The organism is Chamaesiphon sp., assembly GCF_041737865.1.
In the GTDB taxonomy this organism is placed as follows: Bacteria; Cyanobacteriota; Cyanobacteriia; order Cyanobacteriales; family Chamaesiphonaceae; genus Chamaesiphon.
The window spans coordinates 10,867-31,769 of record NZ_JBGSQZ010000280.1 but is presented as its reverse complement, the minus strand read 5'-3'; the positions used below and the strand labels follow the sequence as shown (position 1 = coordinate 31,769).

The 20,903-nt window shown below is 44.4% G+C and carries 16 protein-coding genes; 2 read left to right on the top strand and 14 right to left on the bottom strand.

Annotated features, from left to right (window positions below):
- Positions 1-115: 115 nt before the first annotated feature.
- The 11 genes from ACEW9J_RS21280 to ACEW9J_RS21230 all read right to left on the bottom strand — a co-directional run bounded on the left by ACEW9J_RS21280 (position 116) and on the right by ACEW9J_RS21230 (position 12,973).
- Positions 116-1,576: a hypothetical protein gene (locus tag ACEW9J_RS21280; RefSeq protein ID WP_373547086.1), complete on the bottom strand. Its 1,461-nt coding sequence runs from the start codon at positions 1,574-1,576 to the stop codon at positions 116-118.
- A gap of 1 nt (position 1,577) precedes the next feature.
- Positions 1,578-1,808, bottom strand: a complete 231-nt coding sequence (locus ACEW9J_RS21275; protein WP_373547085.1) for a hypothetical protein — start codon at positions 1,806-1,808, stop codon at positions 1,578-1,580.
- A gap of 425 nt (positions 1,809-2,233) precedes the next feature.
- On the bottom strand, positions 2,234-2,740 hold the full coding sequence (locus ACEW9J_RS21270; protein WP_373547084.1) for a hypothetical protein: 507 nt from the start codon (positions 2,738-2,740) through the stop codon (positions 2,234-2,236).
- Positions 2,727-4,883, bottom strand: coding sequence for a hypothetical protein (locus ACEW9J_RS21265; RefSeq protein ID WP_373547083.1), 2,157 nt, complete (start codon positions 4,881-4,883; stop codon positions 2,727-2,729). The genes ACEW9J_RS21270 and ACEW9J_RS21265 overlap by 14 nt, the downstream gene beginning before the upstream one ends.
- Before the next feature lie 32 nt (positions 4,884-4,915).
- Positions 4,916-5,740: a hypothetical protein gene (locus tag ACEW9J_RS21260; protein ID WP_373547082.1), complete on the bottom strand. Its 825-nt coding sequence runs from the start codon at positions 5,738-5,740 to the stop codon at positions 4,916-4,918.
- A 152-nt stretch (positions 5,741-5,892) separates the two neighbouring features.
- Positions 5,893-7,014: a hypothetical protein gene (locus tag ACEW9J_RS21255; RefSeq protein WP_373547081.1), complete on the bottom strand. Its 1,122-nt coding sequence runs from the start codon at positions 7,012-7,014 to the stop codon at positions 5,893-5,895.
- Positions 7,015-7,088: 74 nt separating this feature from the next.
- Positions 7,089-8,069 carry a hypothetical protein gene (locus tag ACEW9J_RS21250; protein WP_373547080.1) on the bottom strand — a complete coding sequence of 327 codons (981 nt, stop codon included), beginning with the start codon at positions 8,067-8,069 and terminating at the stop codon, positions 7,089-7,091.
- 9 nt (positions 8,070-8,078) lie between these two features.
- Positions 8,079-10,868, bottom strand: coding sequence for a hypothetical protein (locus ACEW9J_RS21245; protein ID WP_373547079.1), 2,790 nt, complete (start codon positions 10,866-10,868; stop codon positions 8,079-8,081).
- 70 nt (positions 10,869-10,938) lie between these two features.
- Positions 10,939-11,265: a type IV secretion system protein VirB3 gene (locus ACEW9J_RS21240; RefSeq protein WP_373547078.1), complete on the bottom strand. Its 327-nt coding sequence runs from the start codon at positions 11,263-11,265 to the stop codon at positions 10,939-10,941.
- 47 nt (positions 11,266-11,312) lie between these two features.
- On the bottom strand, positions 11,313-11,738 hold the full coding sequence (locus ACEW9J_RS21235; RefSeq protein WP_373547077.1) for a hypothetical protein: 426 nt from the start codon (positions 11,736-11,738) through the stop codon (positions 11,313-11,315).
- 518 nt (positions 11,739-12,256) lie between these two features.
- On the bottom strand, positions 12,257-12,973 hold the full coding sequence (locus ACEW9J_RS21230) for a hypothetical protein (protein WP_373547076.1): 717 nt from the start codon (positions 12,971-12,973) through the stop codon (positions 12,257-12,259).
- A 521-nt stretch (positions 12,974-13,494) separates the two neighbouring features.
- On the opposite strand from ACEW9J_RS21230, the gene ACEW9J_RS21225 reads away from it, so the two are divergent.
- Positions 13,495-13,983: a hypothetical protein gene (locus tag ACEW9J_RS21225; protein WP_373547075.1), complete on the top strand. Its 489-nt coding sequence runs from the start codon at positions 13,495-13,497 to the stop codon at positions 13,981-13,983.
- A 552-nt stretch (positions 13,984-14,535) separates the two neighbouring features.
- The gene (locus tag ACEW9J_RS21220) at positions 14,536-17,157 is read left to right on the top strand and encodes a hypothetical protein (RefSeq protein WP_373547074.1); all 2,622 of its coding nucleotides are present in this window, start codon (positions 14,536-14,538) and stop codon (positions 17,155-17,157) included.
- 7 nt (positions 17,158-17,164) lie between these two features.
- On the opposite strand, the gene ACEW9J_RS21215 is transcribed toward ACEW9J_RS21220, so the two are convergent.
- From ACEW9J_RS21215 to ACEW9J_RS21205, 3 genes are all read right to left on the bottom strand, one after another.
- A complete protein-coding gene (locus ACEW9J_RS21215; protein WP_373547073.1) occupies positions 17,165-17,635 on the bottom strand; it encodes a hypothetical protein in 471 nt (156 codons plus the stop codon).
- Positions 17,636-17,692: 57 nt separating this feature from the next.
- Complete coding sequence (locus ACEW9J_RS21210; RefSeq protein ID WP_373547072.1) at positions 17,693-17,911, bottom strand: hypothetical protein; 219 nt, start codon at positions 17,909-17,911, stop codon at positions 17,693-17,695.
- 82 nt (positions 17,912-17,993) lie between these two features.
- Entirely contained in the window at positions 17,994-20,903 is a 2,910-nt protein-coding gene (locus tag ACEW9J_RS21205) for a type I restriction endonuclease subunit R (RefSeq protein ID WP_373547071.1), read from the bottom strand.

Sequence of the window (20,903 nt, the reverse complement as noted above, 5' to 3'; positions counted from 1 at the left end):
AGCTTTTTAATATCTTCTTCGACAAAATTTATTTTCAGCATTAGACTCGATCTCTTCAACACCACTCCATTTACCATAGTATCTCACGATCGCTAATAATCCCTACTGTAAAAGTCTAATTGCTAGCCGTGCTTAGTATATTTAAAATTGGACTATATGAGTTTTTAGTAGCCGCCCCAAATAGTGCTATTCTGTCGTATCCAATTGTGGACGGTATTGTATATGCTGCTGATGGAGTTTCTGTGGTTGGGAGTGAAACGAACAATTGAGGTGGTGACGATGGGAGTGTCGGTACCGATGGTAGCGATGGAAGTGTCGGTACCGATGGTAGCGTTGGCAATGTTGGCAATGGCAATAGTTTACTTGCAACAGGTTTAATGCTCATTGGTAGTAGAAAATTGGCTTGCTTCTCATTAGCTGGGAGCGGTAGGGGTAAAGGAAGGAAGTAAGGTGTAGCTTGACGACCGAGAAAGAGTACGTCATAACAGATGCGGAAATTAAGCGTCTGTTGGATCGTTCCGTTTTTGACATTAGGGGACTCAGCCGACCATTTAGAACCGCAGTTGTTAATGCCGATGTATGGAATTTCAAAACCCGAAGGTTCGCGCATTCCAGCAGCAGTAGTCAGCTCTCCCAGTAATCCTTCACCACCCTTGAGCCGTAAACCAATTGGCGAAATCGTTCCATTATAGGGATTTAGGTCGCTATTGGGAGCGATAGCACTCAGTAATTCGACTGCATCGCAGTTTTTGCAGGGGGCGTTCGGCTCTTTGTTGCTACCTGCAAAAACTTTGTCGCCTTTACCAAGATTTAATTCTTTTTGCCCTGAATGGAGCAAATCGAATTTCATTGATACCATAAATGAAGGGATAACGTCGATTTTGATAAACTTATCCCAACTTAGATCGGGAATTCCAGGAAGATCGCTTACAAGTACCGTATCAAGACCGTCGATATTAAATCCATCAAGGGGTAGCTTGCCGATACCAGGATACTCGCCGTATGGGGTGCCGATTATGCCAGGAAGATTTAAAGTTGGAGTGTTGCCTAGTACGTCCATCGGCAGGGGGATTTTCCCCAGCAGACCACTGGCAACATCCGCGACCGATTTGGATGGATCGACAGCACCCCAGCTCGGAAAAACATCGCCAACTTTTAAGCCAGCGATTTGGGGATTGGCCGAGACAATCGAGGCAAAAGGTAATTTCCCAACAAAGGGTAGGGCAGTTAAATTAGCATTGGTTAGAGCACTTAAATCGCCACCAGATTCGATAATCGCCGATTGTGGGGAGTATTTACTCGCTCCCATAATCGAAGCGAGTGCGCCTGGAATGGCTTGAGTAAGCGGCGTTCCGGCAGTGTATGAAAAGCTGGGAATTTGCGGTACGAGCGGGTTGGCAGTATATGTTACAGATGCCGTTGTGGGCGGACTATTCGCAAATGTAGCTTGAGAGAGAGCTTTTTGAACTCCAGCTAATTGTTCTCCGCTTTGGATATCGCCAGTCTCGGCGCGAACGGGCAGCGATAGATAACTGCTTGTAAATAAGATAGCCAGAAAAAGATTACGCCAAATCATGTTACATTAGCTCCTGAAAAATAGGAAACACGGACTCTTTTAAAAATATATAAACACTCAAGCCGCCTGTGAAAGTATGGTAAGCAGCTACCAAAGATGTCGAGTAAACTGCCGATCTCATTGTCGCCATGAAAATTGTGCGACGATTTCTGTGAAACCACTGCCCGATTTCCAAAGGAGGACGCTGCGCGAAAGATGCCGAACGATGTTGTCTAAAAGTATTACTTCGCATTTATTTAGTGTTTTGTTGAGTAGTTGGGGTCAAATAACGCGCCACACCGTATATTCCAGAGATAGTTCCAAAGAAAGCAGCTAAAAATGTGATGATGACAACTGCTCTAAGGGCATAAAATTGTATTCGCTGCCAATCTTGCCCGTTCATATTTATTTATTTTTTCGTCGATCCTTGGGAACATAGTAGCGGATGGCATCAAGTACTCTCACGTAGATTTCAAATGACAAAGTTAAAATAATCACAATCGGAATTACTCCAAGTATAAAAGGTCTAGTCTGCCCCGTATTTTCGATAATATAAGAATGTATCTGCTGTGAAATTTGCTGATTCATCTAACGAAATGTATAGGTCTAATTCTCGATCGCCACCTTCGGACAATCATTACTTAATTAACAGCCAGTTATTAACTTATCTGGATAGATTTAATTTGAAGTTGTTGCCTGTTTTCGAGTGGATGTGGGATAAGCAGGTCGATTGTTGTAAAAATCTGTCGATCGATAGTTTGGGTTACTAAGAATTGCCACCGGAGAGAATGTCATAAGACTATCGGTAACTTGTTTGACTTTGACTACATTCACCGCTAGAACGCGCTTTTTCCCCAAACGGTCGTAGAGGATCACTTTAAGCGAAGCATCAAGATAACGACCGCCAGGACGGGCACTAATATTCAACAGAGAAGCATTGACGCATTTATTGTTAGTGCAACCATCGGTTGTAATTACAAATGAATCGCGGAAGCGTTCGGGATTATCAAAAAATATCCGCTCGATTCGTCGATCGGTTGCCGACCAATCAAGTAGCTGTCCGATATTTTCGGATACGCTGGCAGTCACGTACTCGCTTTGCAAGGACATTGTGCCAGCATTAACAGGAACATGAGGAAATAGCAGTGAAAGCAGTAATAAAAATGGAGTTTTACTTAATACCATAATTACCTTGGGTAGTTTGGATTATTATTGGTTGAATTGGAGCAGTCGGATAATTAGGGTTGACAGTTGGAGGTTGAATGGGTAGTTGGGTTGCAGTCCCTGGGGGTTGAGTTGGAACGACAGTGTAATTAGGAACGATCGGAAGCTGAGTAGGTAACTGGGTTGATGTTCCTCGCGGTTGAGTTGGAACAGTCGTATAACTAGAATCAATGGTTGGAAGGTGTGAGGGTACCTGGGGTGAAGTTTCCAAAGGCTGAGGCAACACGCTCGATTGCTGTCCTGGAGAAATATAGAAAGGATTGGGTAAAGCAACATTCGCCCCACCGGAATTAATAACCGATTGAGTGAACATTGGATCTATTGGTGTTTCTACAATTAATGCAGTTGTTGCAGTATCTAAACGAGCGATGTTTGGTATTGAAGTGGGTTGGTAATTTTGGGTCGAACTTAGAGCTTGAGGAGCGGTGCTATCGGTAGGAATTTGGAATGTAGCAGCTTGGGCGACGTATACGCGCATTGAAGTACCAGGGAGTAAGTAGCCGACTTTGCTCATCTTCTCTACCTTATTGGCAAGACTGTTAGCGCGGTTAACTTGCAGGTTAGCCAGTGGATTAAAAGCTCCCTTAAATAAAGCACCAAAAATATTGGGGCTACCGTTATTTTGAGTAACAATCGAGGTACCTAGTCCGACGGAGACGCTACTGCTGTTGCCGCTATTGACTAGCACGTTGCCAAGTTCAGCCGCGCCGCCGAAGATTGCTGCGCGAGTATCGGCTCCGGCAAGCTGAGAGCCGTTAACCTCTCTAATTTGGGCGAATAGTGGTTGGTTATCAGTTCCGGTAATCGCGAAGGCTCCTGGCGGGATTAAAATTTCGGTATTGCCGTAAGTAACTTTTTTAGACACTGCTTGGATCATCCCGTTATCAGCGATTTGTAACTCAAACTCGATTGCGGTACCGATAGGTAGATGCCAACCGGAGCCAACTTCGATCGATCGATCGATCGTTACTGTTGCTAAGGCTTTTGCGTTTTGGACGATACCTTCTCCATTGGAAATCAGAGTGTAGAAAGGAGTTACCAGTTTTCCAGACACTACTTGACCGACTGGTAGGCGCAGAATGGGAGACATGGCGTTGCCTCCAGCAAGCGCGAGTGGTCGATCGGTTAGCTTAGTGGTATTTGGATCGTTAGGAGCTGTAATACCACCATAGTTAGAGAGAGTCGATGCTTGTTCCCATTCCAGTTTTGGTTGTTGGATGGTCGATGGGTTTAGTGCTACCGCAGGTTGGAGTATTCTGGGTGATTGAGCCTTGGCGATCGCACTCCGGCGGGCGACTCGTGCTGGTTGTGGTGTAAAGGCTTTTGCCAAATTTCCATTTCTTTGACTGCGGAGCGATCCTTGATTTCTTTGCTCGTTGGCTGTTTGGGCGCGAGCCGCGAGCTGTTGTAAATTCTCACGCTGGCGAAATTGGCGCGATGATGCTAACTGGGATGTCTCCTGCTGTTTCTGTTGCTGTAGAGCTGCCAACTGGGATGTCTCCTGCTGGCGAGATTGACGTAAGGCTGCCAGTTGGGATGTCTCCTGCTGTTTCTGTTGCTGTAGAGCTGCTAATGCGGCTTTGTCACTCTCTGAAGACTGCATTTTATCGATCGGTTTAGCTTCTGTAGCGGTCGCGATTGGGGCCGTTGTAGACGGGCTAAGGCTGCTAGGATTGGATGCTAAAGTTTTAGCTCGCTCGGCATTAACTTTCTCTCGCTCGGCACTAACTTTAGCCGCATCCTCTTTTTGCTGCTGCATCACTAGCTTGGTTTTTAGATCGGCAACCTCTTTTTGTTGTTCGTCAGTTGACTTAACTGACTGTTCGGTCGCTGTGAGAGAATCTGGTTTCTTGGCAGCTTGTTGTGTAGTACTGCCAATACCCCAGAGAATCAGCATAGTTGCAACGCCTAAAGTGCTGAATAATGCCAATCCAATCAATAATATTTGGATTTTTGGATTTTTTTCTGGCGGCTGCGAATCTTTTTGCAAATCTACAGCACCAGTAGCTTTAGATTCCGCTTCTTCAGACAAATCCCCAGATTTTGGTAAGACTATTCCCATTTGCTGAGACACTTTTCCGAGTGATAGTTTTTCCGGTAACATGTAATTTCTCCTTAATACCTATTGCGGGTTAACTATTTAATGTTGGTAATCGAGATAACTTCTAGACCTTCAGCACGAGCCATTTGAGCTGCCTTAGCAATTCCAATATCTTCATATTTACGAGTGACCTCCGATAATATTGGCGGCGGCACTGCCCTAACGGTCATTTCGACATTGATATTTAGCTTTGTGGGCTGTTGGTCGCTGCTACTAGCGATTAATTGAGTGCCAGCAACTTTAATTTTCCATTTACCAAAACCTAGAGATTCTGGTTCGCCAATTTGTTCGACTAAATATACTGTTTGGATCGAACTATTGCCATTCCCCTGCACGATTGATTGGAGTTCGCTTAATTGTTTGCGATAGCTATTTGCAAATTCTGGGTCGAGGGCGAGAGTATATCGATAAGCAGTAGTTGGAATTCTTCTTCCCCCTTCTATAGCAATGCCAGGATCGGGGATATTTCCCTTTTCTGGCAGCGTATTTCGCCACGTATAGATACCAGTCATCGTTTTCTGCGCGAAAAATTTAATCAAAGTGGAAGAACGATCTGTTCCTGCGAAAAATTCAAGTGCTTCTGTTTCACCATTACCTCTAGTAATAAATGTTGGCATCGACCTAGAAATAGCGGCGAACAACATGCCAATAATAGCTACTCCAAAGCAAATATTAATAGCAAGTAGCCCGAAGGCGGCGATCTTCCAGCCAGCGATAATATTTTTTGAACTGATTGTGGCAGCATTATCTACAAGATATTCTTCCTTTGGTAGATCGGCAATCGGATCGTGAATAACTATTGCTGATAAAGGCTCCTCGTTTACTGGAGTGTAGTTTGAAATTTGTCTGATTTTCATCATAGACCTCAATCGAAAGTTAAAATACGAGCTTTTTAGCACTGTTCTAGATCTAGTTTCCCCTCATTTCTATAGCCATTGTGTCAATTAGCACGACACAATGACTTTCGCAAGTAGTCAATCGTTCAAAATAAAACGATTGCTATGTTTACAGGCTACTTAACCCCTCCTTTTAAAAGTCCAGCCATCTCACTACTGAGTTGCGCCATAAGTTGTAGAATCCCAACTCCTCCACCTGTGGCAATCAATCCGGCAATTATCGGTGCGCCAATAGCATAGCTAAATTGCAGGCTATACGCTGGTAGACTTCCTGCCATATTCGCACCGATAAAACCAATTAAAGCACCCAAAAATGTCAGCGAAAACTTGAAAATGCCTAATCCCCACAAAGATGCAAACCAATTTATCAGCGGTTTAGTATTCATAAATGAAAATGCCAATGGAATTGGCAGCGCAATAATTGACAGAATCATACCTTCTTGAACCGTGTCGGCAAGAGCGGAAGTCCAGCCATCTAGAACTAAACTCAGAAATTGGTCTTTCAACCATTTTTCCGGCTCGGCAAAGATTTTCATCAAATCTCTAACTCCTTTACCAAAGTCAAAATTGCCGTTATCTGTACTTAAACCAGCCTCCGCAGTAGCCAGATCGTTGGCAAGATCGGGACTCTTTACTGAAGTTTTAGCTGCTCCGATCATTGCCTTTAGATCTCTATTACAATCGATGTATGTTTGATTTGGAATCTGATTTCCTAGCTTCGCAGGATCGGAGTCGTCTACAGTTTTGGGGATATCTATACATACTCGAACTTGATTGCTGATCGCCTTAATCGTGTCGCTATCAGTTTTAATTGCTGTGACTTCAGCATTTGCACCGATAATAAGTTTTGTGTTGGCTGCTATCTCGGCATCAATCCCTCTAATCATTGCATAGTTACCAATTGCAAAAACACGCGCTGCATAAGCATCATTGACAAAGAAGAATGTGATTAGCAGTAGTGTTAAAATCTTTAGTGTATTGTTCTTGAGAAAGTCGTATGACAAATCGGGTAGAACTGGGACGATCCAAAATAATACCCCTACCCCAGCAATCAGCTTAAATGGAGATACAATTGCGCCCCAAAAAGTGTCGGTCATTGACGATCCGTCGCCAACTAGTAACTTCTGAATTATTTTGTTTAATGCGGCTCCATAATTATTTGCGATTGTAGCGGGATCTGTAGAAGCTAGAAATATAGAGCCATCGAAATTGGTTAACAGATTAATATCAATTCCCATAGTAGTTAAAAGAATACTTATTTAATATATTTGCGTTTGCTACTGGCAAGTGCAAACGTGCTTGTACTTAATAATTAATAAAGCCAGCAAATATTACTTGATGCACACAGGTGAGCGCGAGCTTTATCTTGGTTAGCCTCAACATAAGTATTAGCAAGAGCATTCTTCTCTGCACTAATTCGCTTTTGCTCGTCTTCGGCGATATTTCGTTGTTGCGTTAAGGCGTTATACTTGGCTTGAACGTCATTTTGAGACAATATACCAACGCCGATTGTATTAGCACTTGTAGCTGTAACCAGCGATTGTGCGCCAATGTTTCCGATGGCTGCTAACTGTTTAAAACTACTACCTGCACTAGCAATATTTGCTCCTTGGTTAGCGGCAACAGTCAAAGTAGAATTACTACTTTCGCCATTAGCATTTATAATTGAAGCCGTTGCTTCGCTATTATTTTGACGTTGAGCTTCGGCAACGCTAGTTGCAGATTTAACTTTACCCAGATCGATCTGAGATACGACGGCACTAATATCTAAGCCTTTGCCATTAAGTAAGTTAGAAGCCTGATAAGCAATCATCTTGCCTGTCGGATCGTTAGTTTTGATACTGCCGTCGGAATTTAAGGGTTGAATTTTACCTCCTGCATCTAGTCCCCAGCTACCAAAGTTAATCCCCACGCCAGTACCGCCATTAATCCCTGCCGCAACTTGTCCGATTTGAGCGATCGTGGGTTTCTGACCCGACAATACACTTTGAGCGATTGGTAAGTATTTCGATGCAGTTGTTAAAGCTGAAGCAATATTGGGATCTAGCCCTGGAAATGCACCAACAATCCCGCTAAAGATGCTAGAAAGACCGCCACCGCCGGATAGAATCGACTGGATACCCTGGGGATTAAATGCTGGAATTGAGTTGCCTAGATCGATTGAATTTCCAGATAAGATCGAGTCTGGAATTACCATTGACGGTTTCAACGTTGCAGCACTAGCTCCAGAAATCGCGGCGATCGGTAAGATTACGTTACCGAAGATCGTTAGTAATAAAGAATGTCTTTTCATAATTTTTTCTCAATTAGCGATAAGGGTTAATTCGTTAATCCGACCGTTTTGCTCTGCCATGCGAGCTTTGCGCTCTTGCTGCTCGTCGATATTGTTAGCGGTTAGAGCTACCAGCGAGGGCGGGAGGTAAATCCGTGCGGCAGTAAACCGATCGTCTATTTTGAGCAGCCACTGGCTGGAGCAAGTGGCTTTATCTGGCTCAAAATCTTTGCTGGCATTAGGCAATGCCAATGCTTCGGGGACTCCCAGTAATTTAGGATCGCAATACTCAGCAAGGGAGTCACCTATTCTGCCGATGAGGTGATAAGAGAGTGCGTCTTTGATTTTCTTCCCTCCTGCACTGTTATAGACGCTGCTCGGCTCCTGCGCGGCAATCATTAGGCGCATTCCGGCTTTGAGTCCGTTTGCTGCAACTCGACCGACGCAGAGTGAGAGCGGAGCTAAGTCAAAGGTGATTGAAGCTTCGTCGATAAATAGCAACGAACCCTTGCCTTGTGCCGAGACAATGGCTCGCCGCATGGCTGCTGCGTACATAATCGTGCCGAATACCGCCGCGTCGTCATTATTACTAACCCCCCGCATGGCGATCGTCATTAACTGACTATCGAGTTTGACAGAACTCGGAGAATTTATAGTCTTACCGTAGGAGCCATCGATCCACCGCTGTAATTGCAGTTGGATCGTGCTGAGAGTATCGATATCGTCAGCGGTTGCTTCTGGAAGATTGATGCGTTCGATCGTGCAGAACTTCTTGAAGTCTGAGAGGATGGGGTAATCTTGCCAAGCTCTAGAGCCAATCCCCCCATTAATCGCTCGTTCGTACCGGATTAAGATCCGTTCGTCTTTGAAGAAGTTTTTGATCGCAGTTGTCAGCATCGAGATTACTTTAGTGCTACTCACGCCTGGAAGTTCGCCCTTCCAACCTAAGACCATTGAAGTTAGAATTTGGAGGATGAAATCTTCGTTCTGCCTTCTCATGTCCTGACGTGTATCGGGATCGATATCTTCAGCGAGGAGGGGAGTTTCAAAGAAGTTAAGGGAATCGTTAAAGACATCGATATAAGCCCCACCCATGTGTTTCGTAAATGCCTGGAACGAACTAGCCTCCTTGGTTGGCGGCTGATCTAAGATCGTAGTCGGAATTTCTTGGCTTAGTGCTTTGTGAATGTTGAATGCTGCATACAAGGTTTTACCAGATCGAGTCTTTCCCCAAATGGCAGTGTGGCCCATGTGAGTGAAGGGGTCGAAATAGATCGGCGAACCTCCTTTATTGGCGATAAATTCGATGCCAGATTTGTGGGCGTTGACTGTTGTTACCAATGGAAAGTAAGCAGCGACGATTTCAGGGCGTTCGCGATCGCGCCTGTCGCGGACATCCACTAGCATCGACTTGGCATAAAATGGTAGGGATGATACCCACAGCGAATCAGAGGTATCTACTTCCAGCAGCAGGATCGCTGGCGATCGGAAATGCGAGCAGAAGTCACGAGCGGCGAAGTGCATCTCCTCCAATGTTTCTCTGTAAACAAACATACAGACCGAAAATTCGACGCTCGTATCGCCACCAATTAACATCCGCTCGGTTTCGAGGGCTTCTTTCAGCTCCTCATCAGCCAAAACATCAACTTGTCCTTTTTCCTCTGTTTCTTTCTTGCGGTAATGATTTTGGCGGATGAGCTGCTGGTTGTTGTACCGAACACCGATCGCTTGGGGACGCGATAGCTCTAGCACGATTCGATAATCGTGAGCCTGGCCGATTGCCATCAAATTTGATAGATAATGCAGTTGAACTTCCTGGTACGACTCATTACCTGCTTCTTCAAAGACTTTGGGTTGGAGTTTCAGCAAAAGACTGCCGACATGCCGCCGATCTACTGCGATGTGGTCGCGATTGGAAGATGGCACCGCAGTAGGATAGCGCATCATTACGGTAGTTGGATGCAGTTGCGTCCTCACGTTTTCGCCAATCGTCCCATTTTGCAAATTAAATTCAATTAGTTGCGGTGCTGGCTCCGGTTCGAGTTCTTCGATCCGATCGTTGAAGCGATTTAGTTCTTTCCAGCAATGCTGCCATACTTCCTCACCAGACAGGGGAGTGGCTTTGAGCTGAAGTTTATCTCTAAATAAGTTAGACCACTCAAAAAAGCCCTGCTCGTAGGCATTTAGGAGAACTTCATCGATCGTTTGTTGGCGAATTTCTTCGATTGCACCGGACAGCCTTTGATACCAAAGGGTACCAAATTTGATAATTTTCTCAATTAGCTTTTGCTCTCGCACTCCCAGATCGGGAGTAAAAGTGCCCATCAAAAATACCTTGTGAGGGCGACGTTGACCGCTAATATCGAGATTTTGCAAAATTAGCATTTCCTCAGCAATTAATGTCTGCGCTTGAGGCGATGCCGTTTCAAATTGGGCTATTAATTCATTGAGGCGGTCGGTACGATCTGAGAATGATTGAAACTCAACGCGCAACTTCTCGCCGATTGGTAATTCGTGACTTAAAGATGAAACTGAATTAACGATCGATCTCGCTGCCACCTCGCCAAAATCATCATGAATGCCTGGACATTGCCAAATAAATCGCAATTTATATTCTGGAGAGTCTACTTTACTGCTGGTGTTCATTAGTAAAGCACCAACTTGTGTACCATTTGGCAAGGTATAGTTGATGATACTTTGCAAATGTGTTGAGGTTTCTAGCGGGTAGAGCAGCTTCTTCTTTTTGCCCAAGCCTTGATGCTTTAATTTTCTGAGTTCCCGCTCTGGTTTTTGGGATTTGTTGCTTTCCTTCTTTTTCATAACCGATCGATAAATTAAAGGATTAAACCAAGTAATTAATTCGCTGAAGCGGTGGCAAAGTCCGCATCAGTTACTTTTTCCTGAAGCGACGGTCTATAAACTTAGATGTCAAATCTGATAGTGGCGATCGATAGTTCAGGCACCCTCTGGTGTAATTTTTTGGTTCCCTATTTCTCGCGAGTACATCTGCCATCCCATCCTTCAGTGATAAGATGGCAGTAAAAAAGAATGTGACAAAGAGGGCGGCAACGATATTAGCTGGAACGTGAAAGTAAACTAAAAGTAAAGAGATAAATACAATTAGAGCTAATACAATCGCGACATCGCGAGGAATGCCCATCATCTTCGCTCTACGTCTTAACGCCCGATTGACCTCGATTCGTGTTTTTCTTTCCATATAAACAGATGGAAACAGTTGTAGCTGTGGGAAATTTAGTCCAGAAATTATGCACCCGTGAACATATATGTTACGATTCTATCTGTCGTAATCACAAGAATTACGAGTACGATAATATTTAGCATGGGTTTAACTATCCCCGAAAAGTTTTCCCGGTCGTATTCTTGATACCCCAAATAAGCCTGCCAGATTGCTACGCCACCAACTATAAGCAGCACAGCCCAAGGAATAAGATTCGCAATAGCAGTGAAAAGAGTGGTAAACAGTGGCCCCGCAACTGGAAATCCAGCCATTATTGCCGTTATTTTAGTAGTTGAGTAGGTTACAAAGGCATCGTAGATTGGGGCTGCATTAGCTTTAGGAGCTAAGTTCCCTCCCCAAATAATCGCAGTGAAGAAGCCTATTAAGACATAACGAACTTGTTTCCAAGAGATTTTACTTCTGGATTTGACAAGCGAATTTGCGTAGTTCATAGTAGCACCTTAAATTTCACAATGTATGTAGTAACTATATTCTCGGTAAGCCTTCTGAATTGCCAAGGATATGCTCGTGCAGTTATCGGCACTACTAGAATCACTTCCTACTGAATGACAATTAACATAGCATCAGTACTTCAAATTCAACAAGTGCCCAGATTGGAAAAAAAATGTCTGAGAATAAGCCATCAGTATAGGATATTTGGGTACTTTTTGTTTGACGCAAACGAGGCTCTGACAAAGATTGAGCTATTTAGAAAAATAAGAAGAACTGCTTTAAGCATCTACGGTTCGCAAAAAATCCCGCAAAAAATCCCGCAAAAAATCTTGTAAAAAATCCCGCAAAATACCTCGTAAAAAATCAATTCGATATGTTAATGAACTTTATTGTTTGATATGCGCTAGGAAAGCAAGATTGCATCTGCTAACATTCTTGAAAAATTATACTACGGCAAAATACCGATTTTTAAGCAATCGTCACCGTACCAAAGCCAATCTACTTTCAGCCATTTAGCTTACGACAAATATCGTTGCAAGGTAGCTTTTAGCTCTCTTGTCAATTTATTACGAATAGCTATAGGAGATTTTAACCAACAATTATTTCCGTATGAAAGCAATTCAGAAATAACTATTTGACTTGTATATATTTCTCTAACGATTGCTACACCTTCAATATTTTGATATTTACTTTGGATACTTGTAACGTCCATGTGGCTTGGAACGTAGCTTGAATAAAATGCAGAACTGAGCCAGAATTCAATCTTAGCCGTTGGCATAAGCTTAACCCAAGGACGACTACTTTGGTGTATGGCTACGATCCGATCCAAGTCAATCTCCCAATTGTAACCAATTTTACTAAATTCTTGCCGATTTAAACGATTGGTATGTGCTTGTAGTATGTATTTACCCCCACGATTGAGTGCGAGATTAGCTGAAAGGATGTCATGATAGCTAACAGATTCCAAGTTTTGAACTTGAACTGTAAAAGTAATACATTTATCGATGTATCCAAGTAATACATTGCGTATCTCGATCGCTTCATCAGTCGATTGCTCTGGAATTAACGTGTATTTCTTGCTACCAAAGTCAATTAGTAATTTGCGAATATTTCCCTTGCCCGCTCGGCTATACCCAAGACTAGCAGCCGTTTTCTGTAGGTATTGTTCGCAGTGCCTCGGAACTGAAATATGAAGCTCGACTGACTGAGAGCTTTTGTTAATAACTTCAGACATGGATTTTAAGAATTATTCTAGATATTTATAACTTAAAAGTTAATCTTGTAACTATTCAAGTTTGAATTTATACAAAGTCTGGTAAGTTGAGTACTTAGTATCCAACCTACTTTAGATCTACAAGTGGAATTTAAGTATTAGCCGTGTTAAATTGCTAGCAAAGGATTAAGTGTGATGGGAAAGATGGCTCCTATCATTGTGCAGGAGTGCTTTCACAGATTAAGTAGGGTCGATCGGAAAGTCAGTAGAGCCTTTACAAGAACATCAAGCTTAACTGTGTTGATTCCTGAAAAGGTGCCAAAATCGACGTTTTAACATTCAGCGACGATACTTGGAGTTTCGGTCGGTTGAAGTAACATTTATTACTAGACAGAAATTCTACCGATCCAATCTTCAATTGGACGCGGAGACTATTTAAACATAAGCACGAATTACCTGCATTCCAAATGTAGGTGACTAATGCGAAAGAGGTTTAATCGATCGTAATAGAGGATGCCCTTAATAACGCAACTGTCTAAATCATGAACAGAAAACTAATGTTAGATGAAGCAGAAAACCGCATCCGCGAACTTTTGCATAACAAGTCTGATGAGGAGCGACACGAACTTTGGTCGCTTTGCCGTTTAGTTGATGAGAAAAACCTATGGCTGGGTAGGCACAAGAACTTCATTGCCTGGATGAAAAATCTGGGGATTGGTAGTTCTACAGCATATCAAATGCGAAGGGCTGGAAAAGCAGTTGACATTTTAGCAGTAAATCCCAATTTTAAGGCTAGCAATCTACCAATGCCAACCAAGCTCTCGCTAGCTGAAAACCTCTCATCCTATCCTCCCTGTCAAATATTCGACTTGTGGGAAAGCCACTGTACCAATGGGACTCCCATCGACAAGCTAGAGTGCAGTTTGCGTCCGAACGTCAATCGTCCGAGTCATGGTAAAAACTCAGTCAATCGTAGTTTTCACACAAAATCGGCAGCTAACGATCTTACTCAAACGCAATCCTTAAACTAATTTGTTGCCTAAGATTAGTTTCATGGTAAGATATTCGATATGTATTTGAACGACTGGCTTAACAATAGATTAATTCGACCTAGAGCGAGTCTCAACCTAAGTTAAGACACAATCTCACTCAAAAATGTAGCTCACTAATACCAAATCCACGATCGATAGGGCAAACCAAAAGCCCCAGACTTACATCCAGGGCTTTTGGCGAGGCTTTGAATTTACTTCAATAGACTACTCAAACACTTCTTTTCAGATTTCTTACTTGCCAGTTGGGGATCTTTAAAGAATTAAGTAGTTCTACTTTAGCATGAAATTAAATTTATTCCAACATTTTCTCGATTCTGCCATGATGACTGCCTAAATGTTGTCTGGTTGCAGTTATACCAACTGTTCATTGGTTGATAAGTACTACTGCCAGCCCATCCTAACTGTCAATAAGATCGGCATCAAGTGAAAATACGATGGAAATGAATGGGTTTTATTTCGTTACGTCTAAATCAGAACTACGCTAGTTTTTTAAGTAAATCGAGTCAGCCCTAGTTACCCCAACTAGGAACGATGATACTCAATCTAAAACTGCATACCAGACTTTCTCACCTGTTCCACATCGGCTTCAACTTCATCACCGCCGAAAACACGCCCAAACCTAAGTGGCGCACCAACCGAAAATATCGACTCACCCGTGGAGAATTCGTCAAACGCTACAGCGACGAACTCACCCTCCTGGGAGTCAGCTTCGGCACCACGACCAAATACTTCATGATTGACATCGACTATGGCAGTCGATATCATCCAGACATCGATTCCACAGCACTAGCAAAACTGCGCCAGATCTTAGAAAGCATCGGCATAGTCAGAACAGACCTCATTCGCAGCTCCCACAGCCAAGGCATCCATCTCTATGGATGCTTACCCAAAAACGTATCCACAATCCGGCTGGCCACCCTCCTCCACGTCACATTTATCGACGCAGGCATCCACATCCTCAAAGGACAACTAGAGTGTTTCCCCAACCCCAAACCGTATGGAGAAAAAGGATTCTTTACATATTATAACCCACATCGAGCACCCTTACAGCCTAAGAGTGGCAGTCTCCTACTCGATGAAGACGGCAAAATCCTCCTCAATCATGAGAACCTGACGCATGAAAGCATGTTAGCAGCATTCCTAGCTAGAACAGAGCAGTCAGCACAAGCTCAAGACATGGAACTGCTCAGTCGCAAAATGGACACATGTTATGCCAAATACACCAGCAACAAAGGCATCGCCAAATATCAACAACATCACAAAGACTACACAGAAATAGCCCGTGAGTGGAAAGAAAACCTAGAATGGACAATTCAAACCATCGGTTGGACAGCTCATGGTCAAACCAACACCCTCCTACCTAACTTTATTGCCTATGGAGTAGTATTTCTCGGATTAAAAGGAGAAGAACTAAAAAACTGTCTCCACGAACTCATCCTCGCCACACCAGGCTACCGTGAGTTCTGCCGCCACCAACACGAAATCAAAGCCGTAATCAAAGGTTGGGTAGAAAACACCGAACGCCAGGGTTACTACGTCGAATACTGCGGATTTCCAGCACGGAGCGGACTCAATCCCCACCTGACAGCCAAACGTATTAAAGCCACACGCAACCAACACAATCACAACCTAGCCAAGCGTACAGAACAAAGAATAAACGCCATCCTCACCGCATTAACTGAAATACCCAAACAAATCACAGCTAAAATCGCCGCAATCCGCACCAAATCCATCGAACTATTTGGAGAAGCCATCAGTCGTAACACCTTGTACAAACCAGCATACAAATCGCTGTGGTTTGGAGCGGAAATAGCCAAACTAGACAGCAATCTAGAAAAAGATCCCACACCCCCCCCTAACTCCCCTTCAACCATTACCCACCAATCATTACAGCCAATTGCCCCAGAAAATAATCTTCCAAATCCAGTCGCTCAAACCCAGTCTGAGACTAACTTGTCCCACACCCCCCCTCTATATGAAACTTATGTGGGACGAGTCCACAGCGGTTGGCTACATCACCAGTTACAGTTGCACTGCATCAATCTATTCTGTCAATCTATCCTCAATTTCCAATCTCTCAGTATCGAACCTGAATCAGAATTAGATCTTCCTAACCTTTCTAATCTTTCTAACCCTCCCACTCTCGATCCCAACCTTCACTCTACATCTGTCACACTAGAGATCCAAAATCTGCCAGTCGAAAATATTCATGCTACGGAAGATTTCAATGACGATCGCTCCGATCTTCAGATTGAGGAGATTGAAGCGATTGTCGAGATTGAGGCGATTGTCGAGGTTAGTAACAGTAATGGGAGTAGCTTCGAGCTTGAATCCCGAATTGAGATCGAGCCAGATTCAGCTCCAGTTTGTGCAATTGAGATTGGAACTAAGTTACGACGGAACGAACACAAAGTTGGACGCAAGACTTATGCTGCATTAGCTAATTGCCAAGTGGTGTCTACGAATGGATTGGATTGGGTGGTTATCGATTCCGATGGCGGAACGTGGAATGTGTCTCACCACGCACTCGCTAGTGGAGTTTGGGAAATTGAACGCGATGCGGCGAATGTTGTAGGTAAGTCAGTCAGATCCCTTGTGGAGATTGCTCGACAGATGCGGGGGAATCTTGCGGCTCTACCTGACGTGCTGCTGTCAGAATTTCTACAGCATCCTAAGCTGGAGGAGATCCAGCAGACATTAGAGTTAGCAGATAAACTTGCGTCGGCTCGCTCAGATTTGGAAGTGCGAGATCTAACGGCGAATCTCACACCCTTAGCAAAAATCGAGCTGTGGCAGGTGTTGAGTGAGGATGAGCGAATCGCTGTGCGACAGATAACCGCTGGGATTGCACGAGTTGTAACTGAGAAATCTACCGATAATTCAAGAGCGGAGGATCTATCTGCACCGACAATTCAATACCCCGACACACCAGAACAACACCAGCCAGATGATGTGTCCCTTACACGACCAAACCCTCTAACTGTCCATCCGGTCATCGGATCGATGGTGCGAACTGTGACGGGAGCGATTGGGGTAGTGCGATACATATTTAGCTCGCTCTCCAAACCGTTTGTTGTTTATCATGAACATCTCCAACGAACAATTCAATACGAACTTAACGACTTACAATTATTGGGCGACTCACCAGCCTGAAGTTTCGTTAATAGTAAATATTTCTATACTCAAATTTATATTTCATAATAACAATGAAACATTTATAATCGATTGTATGATATTTTGGAGCTGTCGAGAGGAAAGACGCAACTATAATTTCTTGTCGAGGGTCGTAGTCACCCAATATTTTATCAACTTCAGAGATTGCAGTCTCGGTTAAAGAATCTTGCCTCTGCTTTAGATTTTCGATATATTCAGAACTTGAAGTCATAATAATAGCTTCGGGACGCGTTGGGTCGCATAGAATAAGGTTTTTGTTATCTGGATCTAAGTTCTTGATTAACTTTAAGATTGCACCCGAAACTTCTGACTTTGGATCGAGATCGTTTTTTTCTTGCGCCTTAATATAGTCTTCAATTTCTACTGATGCACCCGCTCTTAATGTCTCGATCCCTGTAAAGTACGGCTCTAAACGATAAGCATTACAGATTAATTTTTTTCTTTTAGCATCACCCATATTCTTTACTTCTTTAACGTATACTGTGTTCGATCGAGTACTAGCTCCAGACTAATTTTAGCGCGATCGCTCTAATCGAACAGACTGCGAGATGTCGGTCGCAGTTTGAGGCAACTTTCCAATAGCCAGCGGTGATAAAGCCTCTGGAACTTCAGGGTGTCCGATTGGGTGGCTGGTATATGCAGTCCCAGGAAAATTAACTTTAGCGCGATGGCGATCGAGCATTGATGGCAGATTCGATCGAACCGATCGAATTTTAATCTGAAGGTCGTACATCTGCATCCGCTCTAAGAAACATGCTCAGGAGTACCGTCAATCGTTGGATTTTACGGCAGATGTGAACTACCCGATTGCGATATTACCCATTAACCTCAAACTCAGTAAACACTCTCGCTTGCTCTAATACTAACTCGGTCGCTAGAGCTTCCATATCTGGGGGATAACCATACTGTCTGAGTAACCGCTTAACTGCGACTTTCATCCGAGCGCGGACGCTCTCTTTGAGATTCCAGTCGATCGAAGCATTCTTCCTAATCCTCTCCACCAGGACAATCGCCAATTCTCGCAATTTATCCACTCCCATGATTTCCCGTGCGCTGTGGTTTTGGGAGAGGGCATCATAAAAAGCTAGTTCGTAAGGCTCTAGTTTGAGTTCTTCGCCCCTAGCATTAGCGGCTTTAGTATCTTTGGCGAGTTCGAGTAGTTCCTCCAACACATCGATGACGCTAATTACTTGGTTGCGATAGCGGCGGAGGGCATCATCTAACATCTCCGCTAGTTTGCGACTTTGGACGATATTAGTCCGGCTGCGGTGTTTTATTTCATCTTTGAGCAGTTTCTGGAGCAGTTCGACGGCGAGGTTTTTGTGTTCCATTCCCAGGAGTTCGGCGACAAATTCATCGGAAACGATCGAGAGATCGGGAGTCTTGAATCCCGCTTCATCGAAGATGTTAGTTACTGTCGCTGAAACTAAGGCTTGGTCTACAACTTGGCGAATTGCCGTTTCGATCTCGCGGTTGGAAAGCCCTTCATTGCTACCGTCGAGCTTCCTGAGACTGGCTTGAATCGCTTGGAAGAAAGAAATAAGTTCCGACGCGGCGATCGCATCTGGATGGGGTACAGCTAGGGAATGGACTTTTGAGAGGGCGGTAACTTCCGCTAGAAATCGGTCTTTAATGGCGGGTGCGGCGGCATAGTTGGCAGCACCGACGAGGATATTTAGTTTTTCGCCCGTGGTGGCTTGGAAGTAATGCCCATAGCTAAAGCCAGACATAATCTGCTCGACGACTTCTAACTTCGCAAGGACCAACCCAACCGCCACATCGCGATCGAGTGTCAATGCCCCTTGTCCGCCACTTTGAGAGTAGAAAGCTAGAGCAATCTTGAGTTCTTCCGCGAGTCCCAGATAATCGACGATTAAGCCGCCTTGCTTCTCATGAAAGACACGGTTAATTCTGGCGATCGCTTGCATCAGATTGTGACTTTTGAGCGGTTTGTCGATGTACATCGTGTGCAGACAGGGGGCATCAAAGCCCGTCAACCACATATCGCAGACGATAACGAGTTCGAGGCTATTTTCGGGATCTTTGAGGCGTTTAGCGAGGTATTGGCGTTGGCTTTTATTACTGTGGTGGGCGACTAGATTTCCCTCATCTGAGGCGGTGGCGGTGATGATGACTTTGATTTTGCCCGTGGTGAGATCGTCACCGTGCCAATCGGGGCGGATTTTGACGATCGCATCATACAGATTGACAGCAACTTGACGGCTGATGGTGACGATCATCGCCTTCCCTTTATTCACCTGTTGACGAGTTTCAAAGTGGGTGATGATATCGGCGGCGATTTGGTTAATCCGTTTGGTCGAGCCGATAATCGCTTCAACGCTGGTTTGGTTGGCTTTGGCGGTTTGGGTGGTGGTGAGGTCTTCAAAACTGAGGTCTTCGTCGAGTTCGTCTAGGAGTTGACGACCAGTTTCATCTAAATCTACCTGCACTAGGCGGCTCTCGTAATAAATCGGCACGGTAGCCCCATCGCGGACGGCTTGGGCGATGTCGTAGATGTCGATGTATTCGCCAAAAATGGCGGGGGTATTGATGTCGGCTTGTTCGACGGGGGTACCTGTAAAGCCGACGAAGCAAGCTTGGGGGAGGGCATCGCGATTATCTGCCTGTTGGGGAGCTTGGCGGAGCAGTTGTTGACAGCCAGCAAAGGTATCGAATAATTGGTCGTCTAAATCATTGCGATCGGTCAACATTATAATGGTGGGGTTCTTTAGTTGGGGATTAACGACCAGTTTTCCCGCTAGAAACACCATCGACAAGGATTTACCCGAACCTTGGGTATGCCACAGCACACCACCTTTACCATCGCTCGATGCAGCGGTGACGATCGATTCGACGGCTTTATTCACCGCGTAATATTGATGGTAAGCCGCAACTTTTTTAACGGTAGTAATGCTGATGATGCCCGTGTCTGGAGCTTCAGATTTGGACTTTTCAAACACGGTGAAGTGACGGATTAAATCGAGTAATGTATGGCGATTTAATAGCCCATTGGTAAGGATTTCTAGTTCGTTGGTTGCTCCCTCCCCTAGCCCCTCCCAGGGGGAGGGGGACAAGAGTTTCCAAGTCGAGAACCGATTGAAACCAGCGGTGAGGGAACCAGCACGGGCTAGGAGTCCATCGGAGATTACCAATAGGGCGTTGTAGGTAAACAGGCTGGGAATTTCGCGCTTGTAGGTTTGGAGTTGATTGTAGGCGGCGTTGAGATTGGCTTTTTCATCGGCGGCGTTTTTGAGTTCGACGATGACGAGGGGTAAGCCATTAATAAATAACACCAAATCGGGGCGGCGATTGTGGTTATCTTCGATGACGGTAAATTGATTGACTGCCAGAAATTCGTTGTTGTCTAAGTTCTTCCAGTCAATCAACCAAACTTGTTCGCCTCTGGTATCGCCATCTTTTTGATATTCAACGGTGATGCCTTCGGTGAGATAGCGATGGAAGATTTCGTTATTGTTGAGTAGATCTGGACTGGCAATATTGAAGATTTCCCTTACTGCTTGTTGTCTGGCATCAGGGGGAATGGTGGGATTAATCCGCGTGACCTGTCGGGTTAACCTGTCGATTAAAATGACATCACCGAAGCTCTCCCGCTCTTGCTGTTTACCTTCGGGTTGAATGTCGTAGCCGTTGCTGTAGGCATAGCCGAGGGTTTGGAGAAGTTGGAGTTGGTACTGTTCGATCTCGTCTTCGGTGATGGATTTCAT

What these genes read in the sequence shown, in the direction of transcription:
- ACEW9J_RS21230 (WP_373547076.1), bottom strand. Translation starts at nt 12,973, where the DNA reads ATGTCTGAAGTTATTAACAAAAGCTCTCAGTCAGTCGAGCTTCATATT.
- ACEW9J_RS21220 (WP_373547074.1), top strand. Translation starts at nt 14,536, where the DNA reads ATGATACTCAATCTAAAACTGCATACCAGACTTTCTCACCTGTTCCAC.
- ACEW9J_RS21260 (WP_373547082.1), bottom strand. Translation starts at nt 5,740, where the DNA reads ATGATGAAAATCAGACAAATTTCAAACTACACTCCAGTAAACGAGGAG.
- ACEW9J_RS21235 (WP_373547077.1), bottom strand. Translation starts at nt 11,738, where the DNA reads ATGAACTACGCAAATTCGCTTGTCAAATCCAGAAGTAAAATCTCTTGG.
- ACEW9J_RS21245 (WP_373547079.1), bottom strand. Translation starts at nt 10,868, where the DNA reads ATGAAAAAGAAGGAAAGCAACAAATCCCAAAAACCAGAGCGGGAACTC.
- ACEW9J_RS21255 (WP_373547081.1), bottom strand. Translation starts at nt 7,014, where the DNA reads ATGGGAATTGATATTAATCTGTTAACCAATTTCGATGGCTCTATATTT.
- ACEW9J_RS21210 (WP_373547072.1), bottom strand. Translation starts at nt 17,911, where the DNA reads ATGTACGACCTTCAGATTAAAATTCGATCGGTTCGATCGAATCTGCCA.
- ACEW9J_RS21270 (WP_373547084.1), bottom strand. Translation starts at nt 2,740, where the DNA reads ATGGTATTAAGTAAAACTCCATTTTTATTACTGCTTTCACTGCTATTT.
- ACEW9J_RS21205 (WP_373547071.1), bottom strand. Translation starts at nt 20,903, where the DNA reads ATGAAATCCATCACCGAAGACGAGATCGAACAGTACCAACTCCAACTT.
- ACEW9J_RS21250 (WP_373547080.1), bottom strand. Translation starts at nt 8,069, where the DNA reads ATGAAAAGACATTCTTTATTACTAACGATCTTCGGTAACGTAATCTTA.
- ACEW9J_RS21265 (WP_373547083.1), bottom strand. Translation starts at nt 4,883, where the DNA reads ATGTTACCGGAAAAACTATCACTCGGAAAAGTGTCTCAGCAAATGGGA.
- ACEW9J_RS21280 (WP_373547086.1), bottom strand. Translation starts at nt 1,576, where the DNA reads ATGATTTGGCGTAATCTTTTTCTGGCTATCTTATTTACAAGCAGTTAT.
- ACEW9J_RS21215 (WP_373547073.1), bottom strand. Translation starts at nt 17,635, where the DNA reads ATGGGTGATGCTAAAAGAAAAAAATTAATCTGTAATGCTTATCGTTTA.
- ACEW9J_RS21240 (WP_373547078.1), bottom strand. Translation starts at nt 11,265, where the DNA reads ATGGAAAGAAAAACACGAATCGAGGTCAATCGGGCGTTAAGACGTAGA.
- ACEW9J_RS21225 (WP_373547075.1), top strand. Translation starts at nt 13,495, where the DNA reads ATGAACAGAAAACTAATGTTAGATGAAGCAGAAAACCGCATCCGCGAA.
- ACEW9J_RS21275 (WP_373547085.1), bottom strand. Translation starts at nt 1,808, where the DNA reads ATGCGAAGTAATACTTTTAGACAACATCGTTCGGCATCTTTCGCGCAG.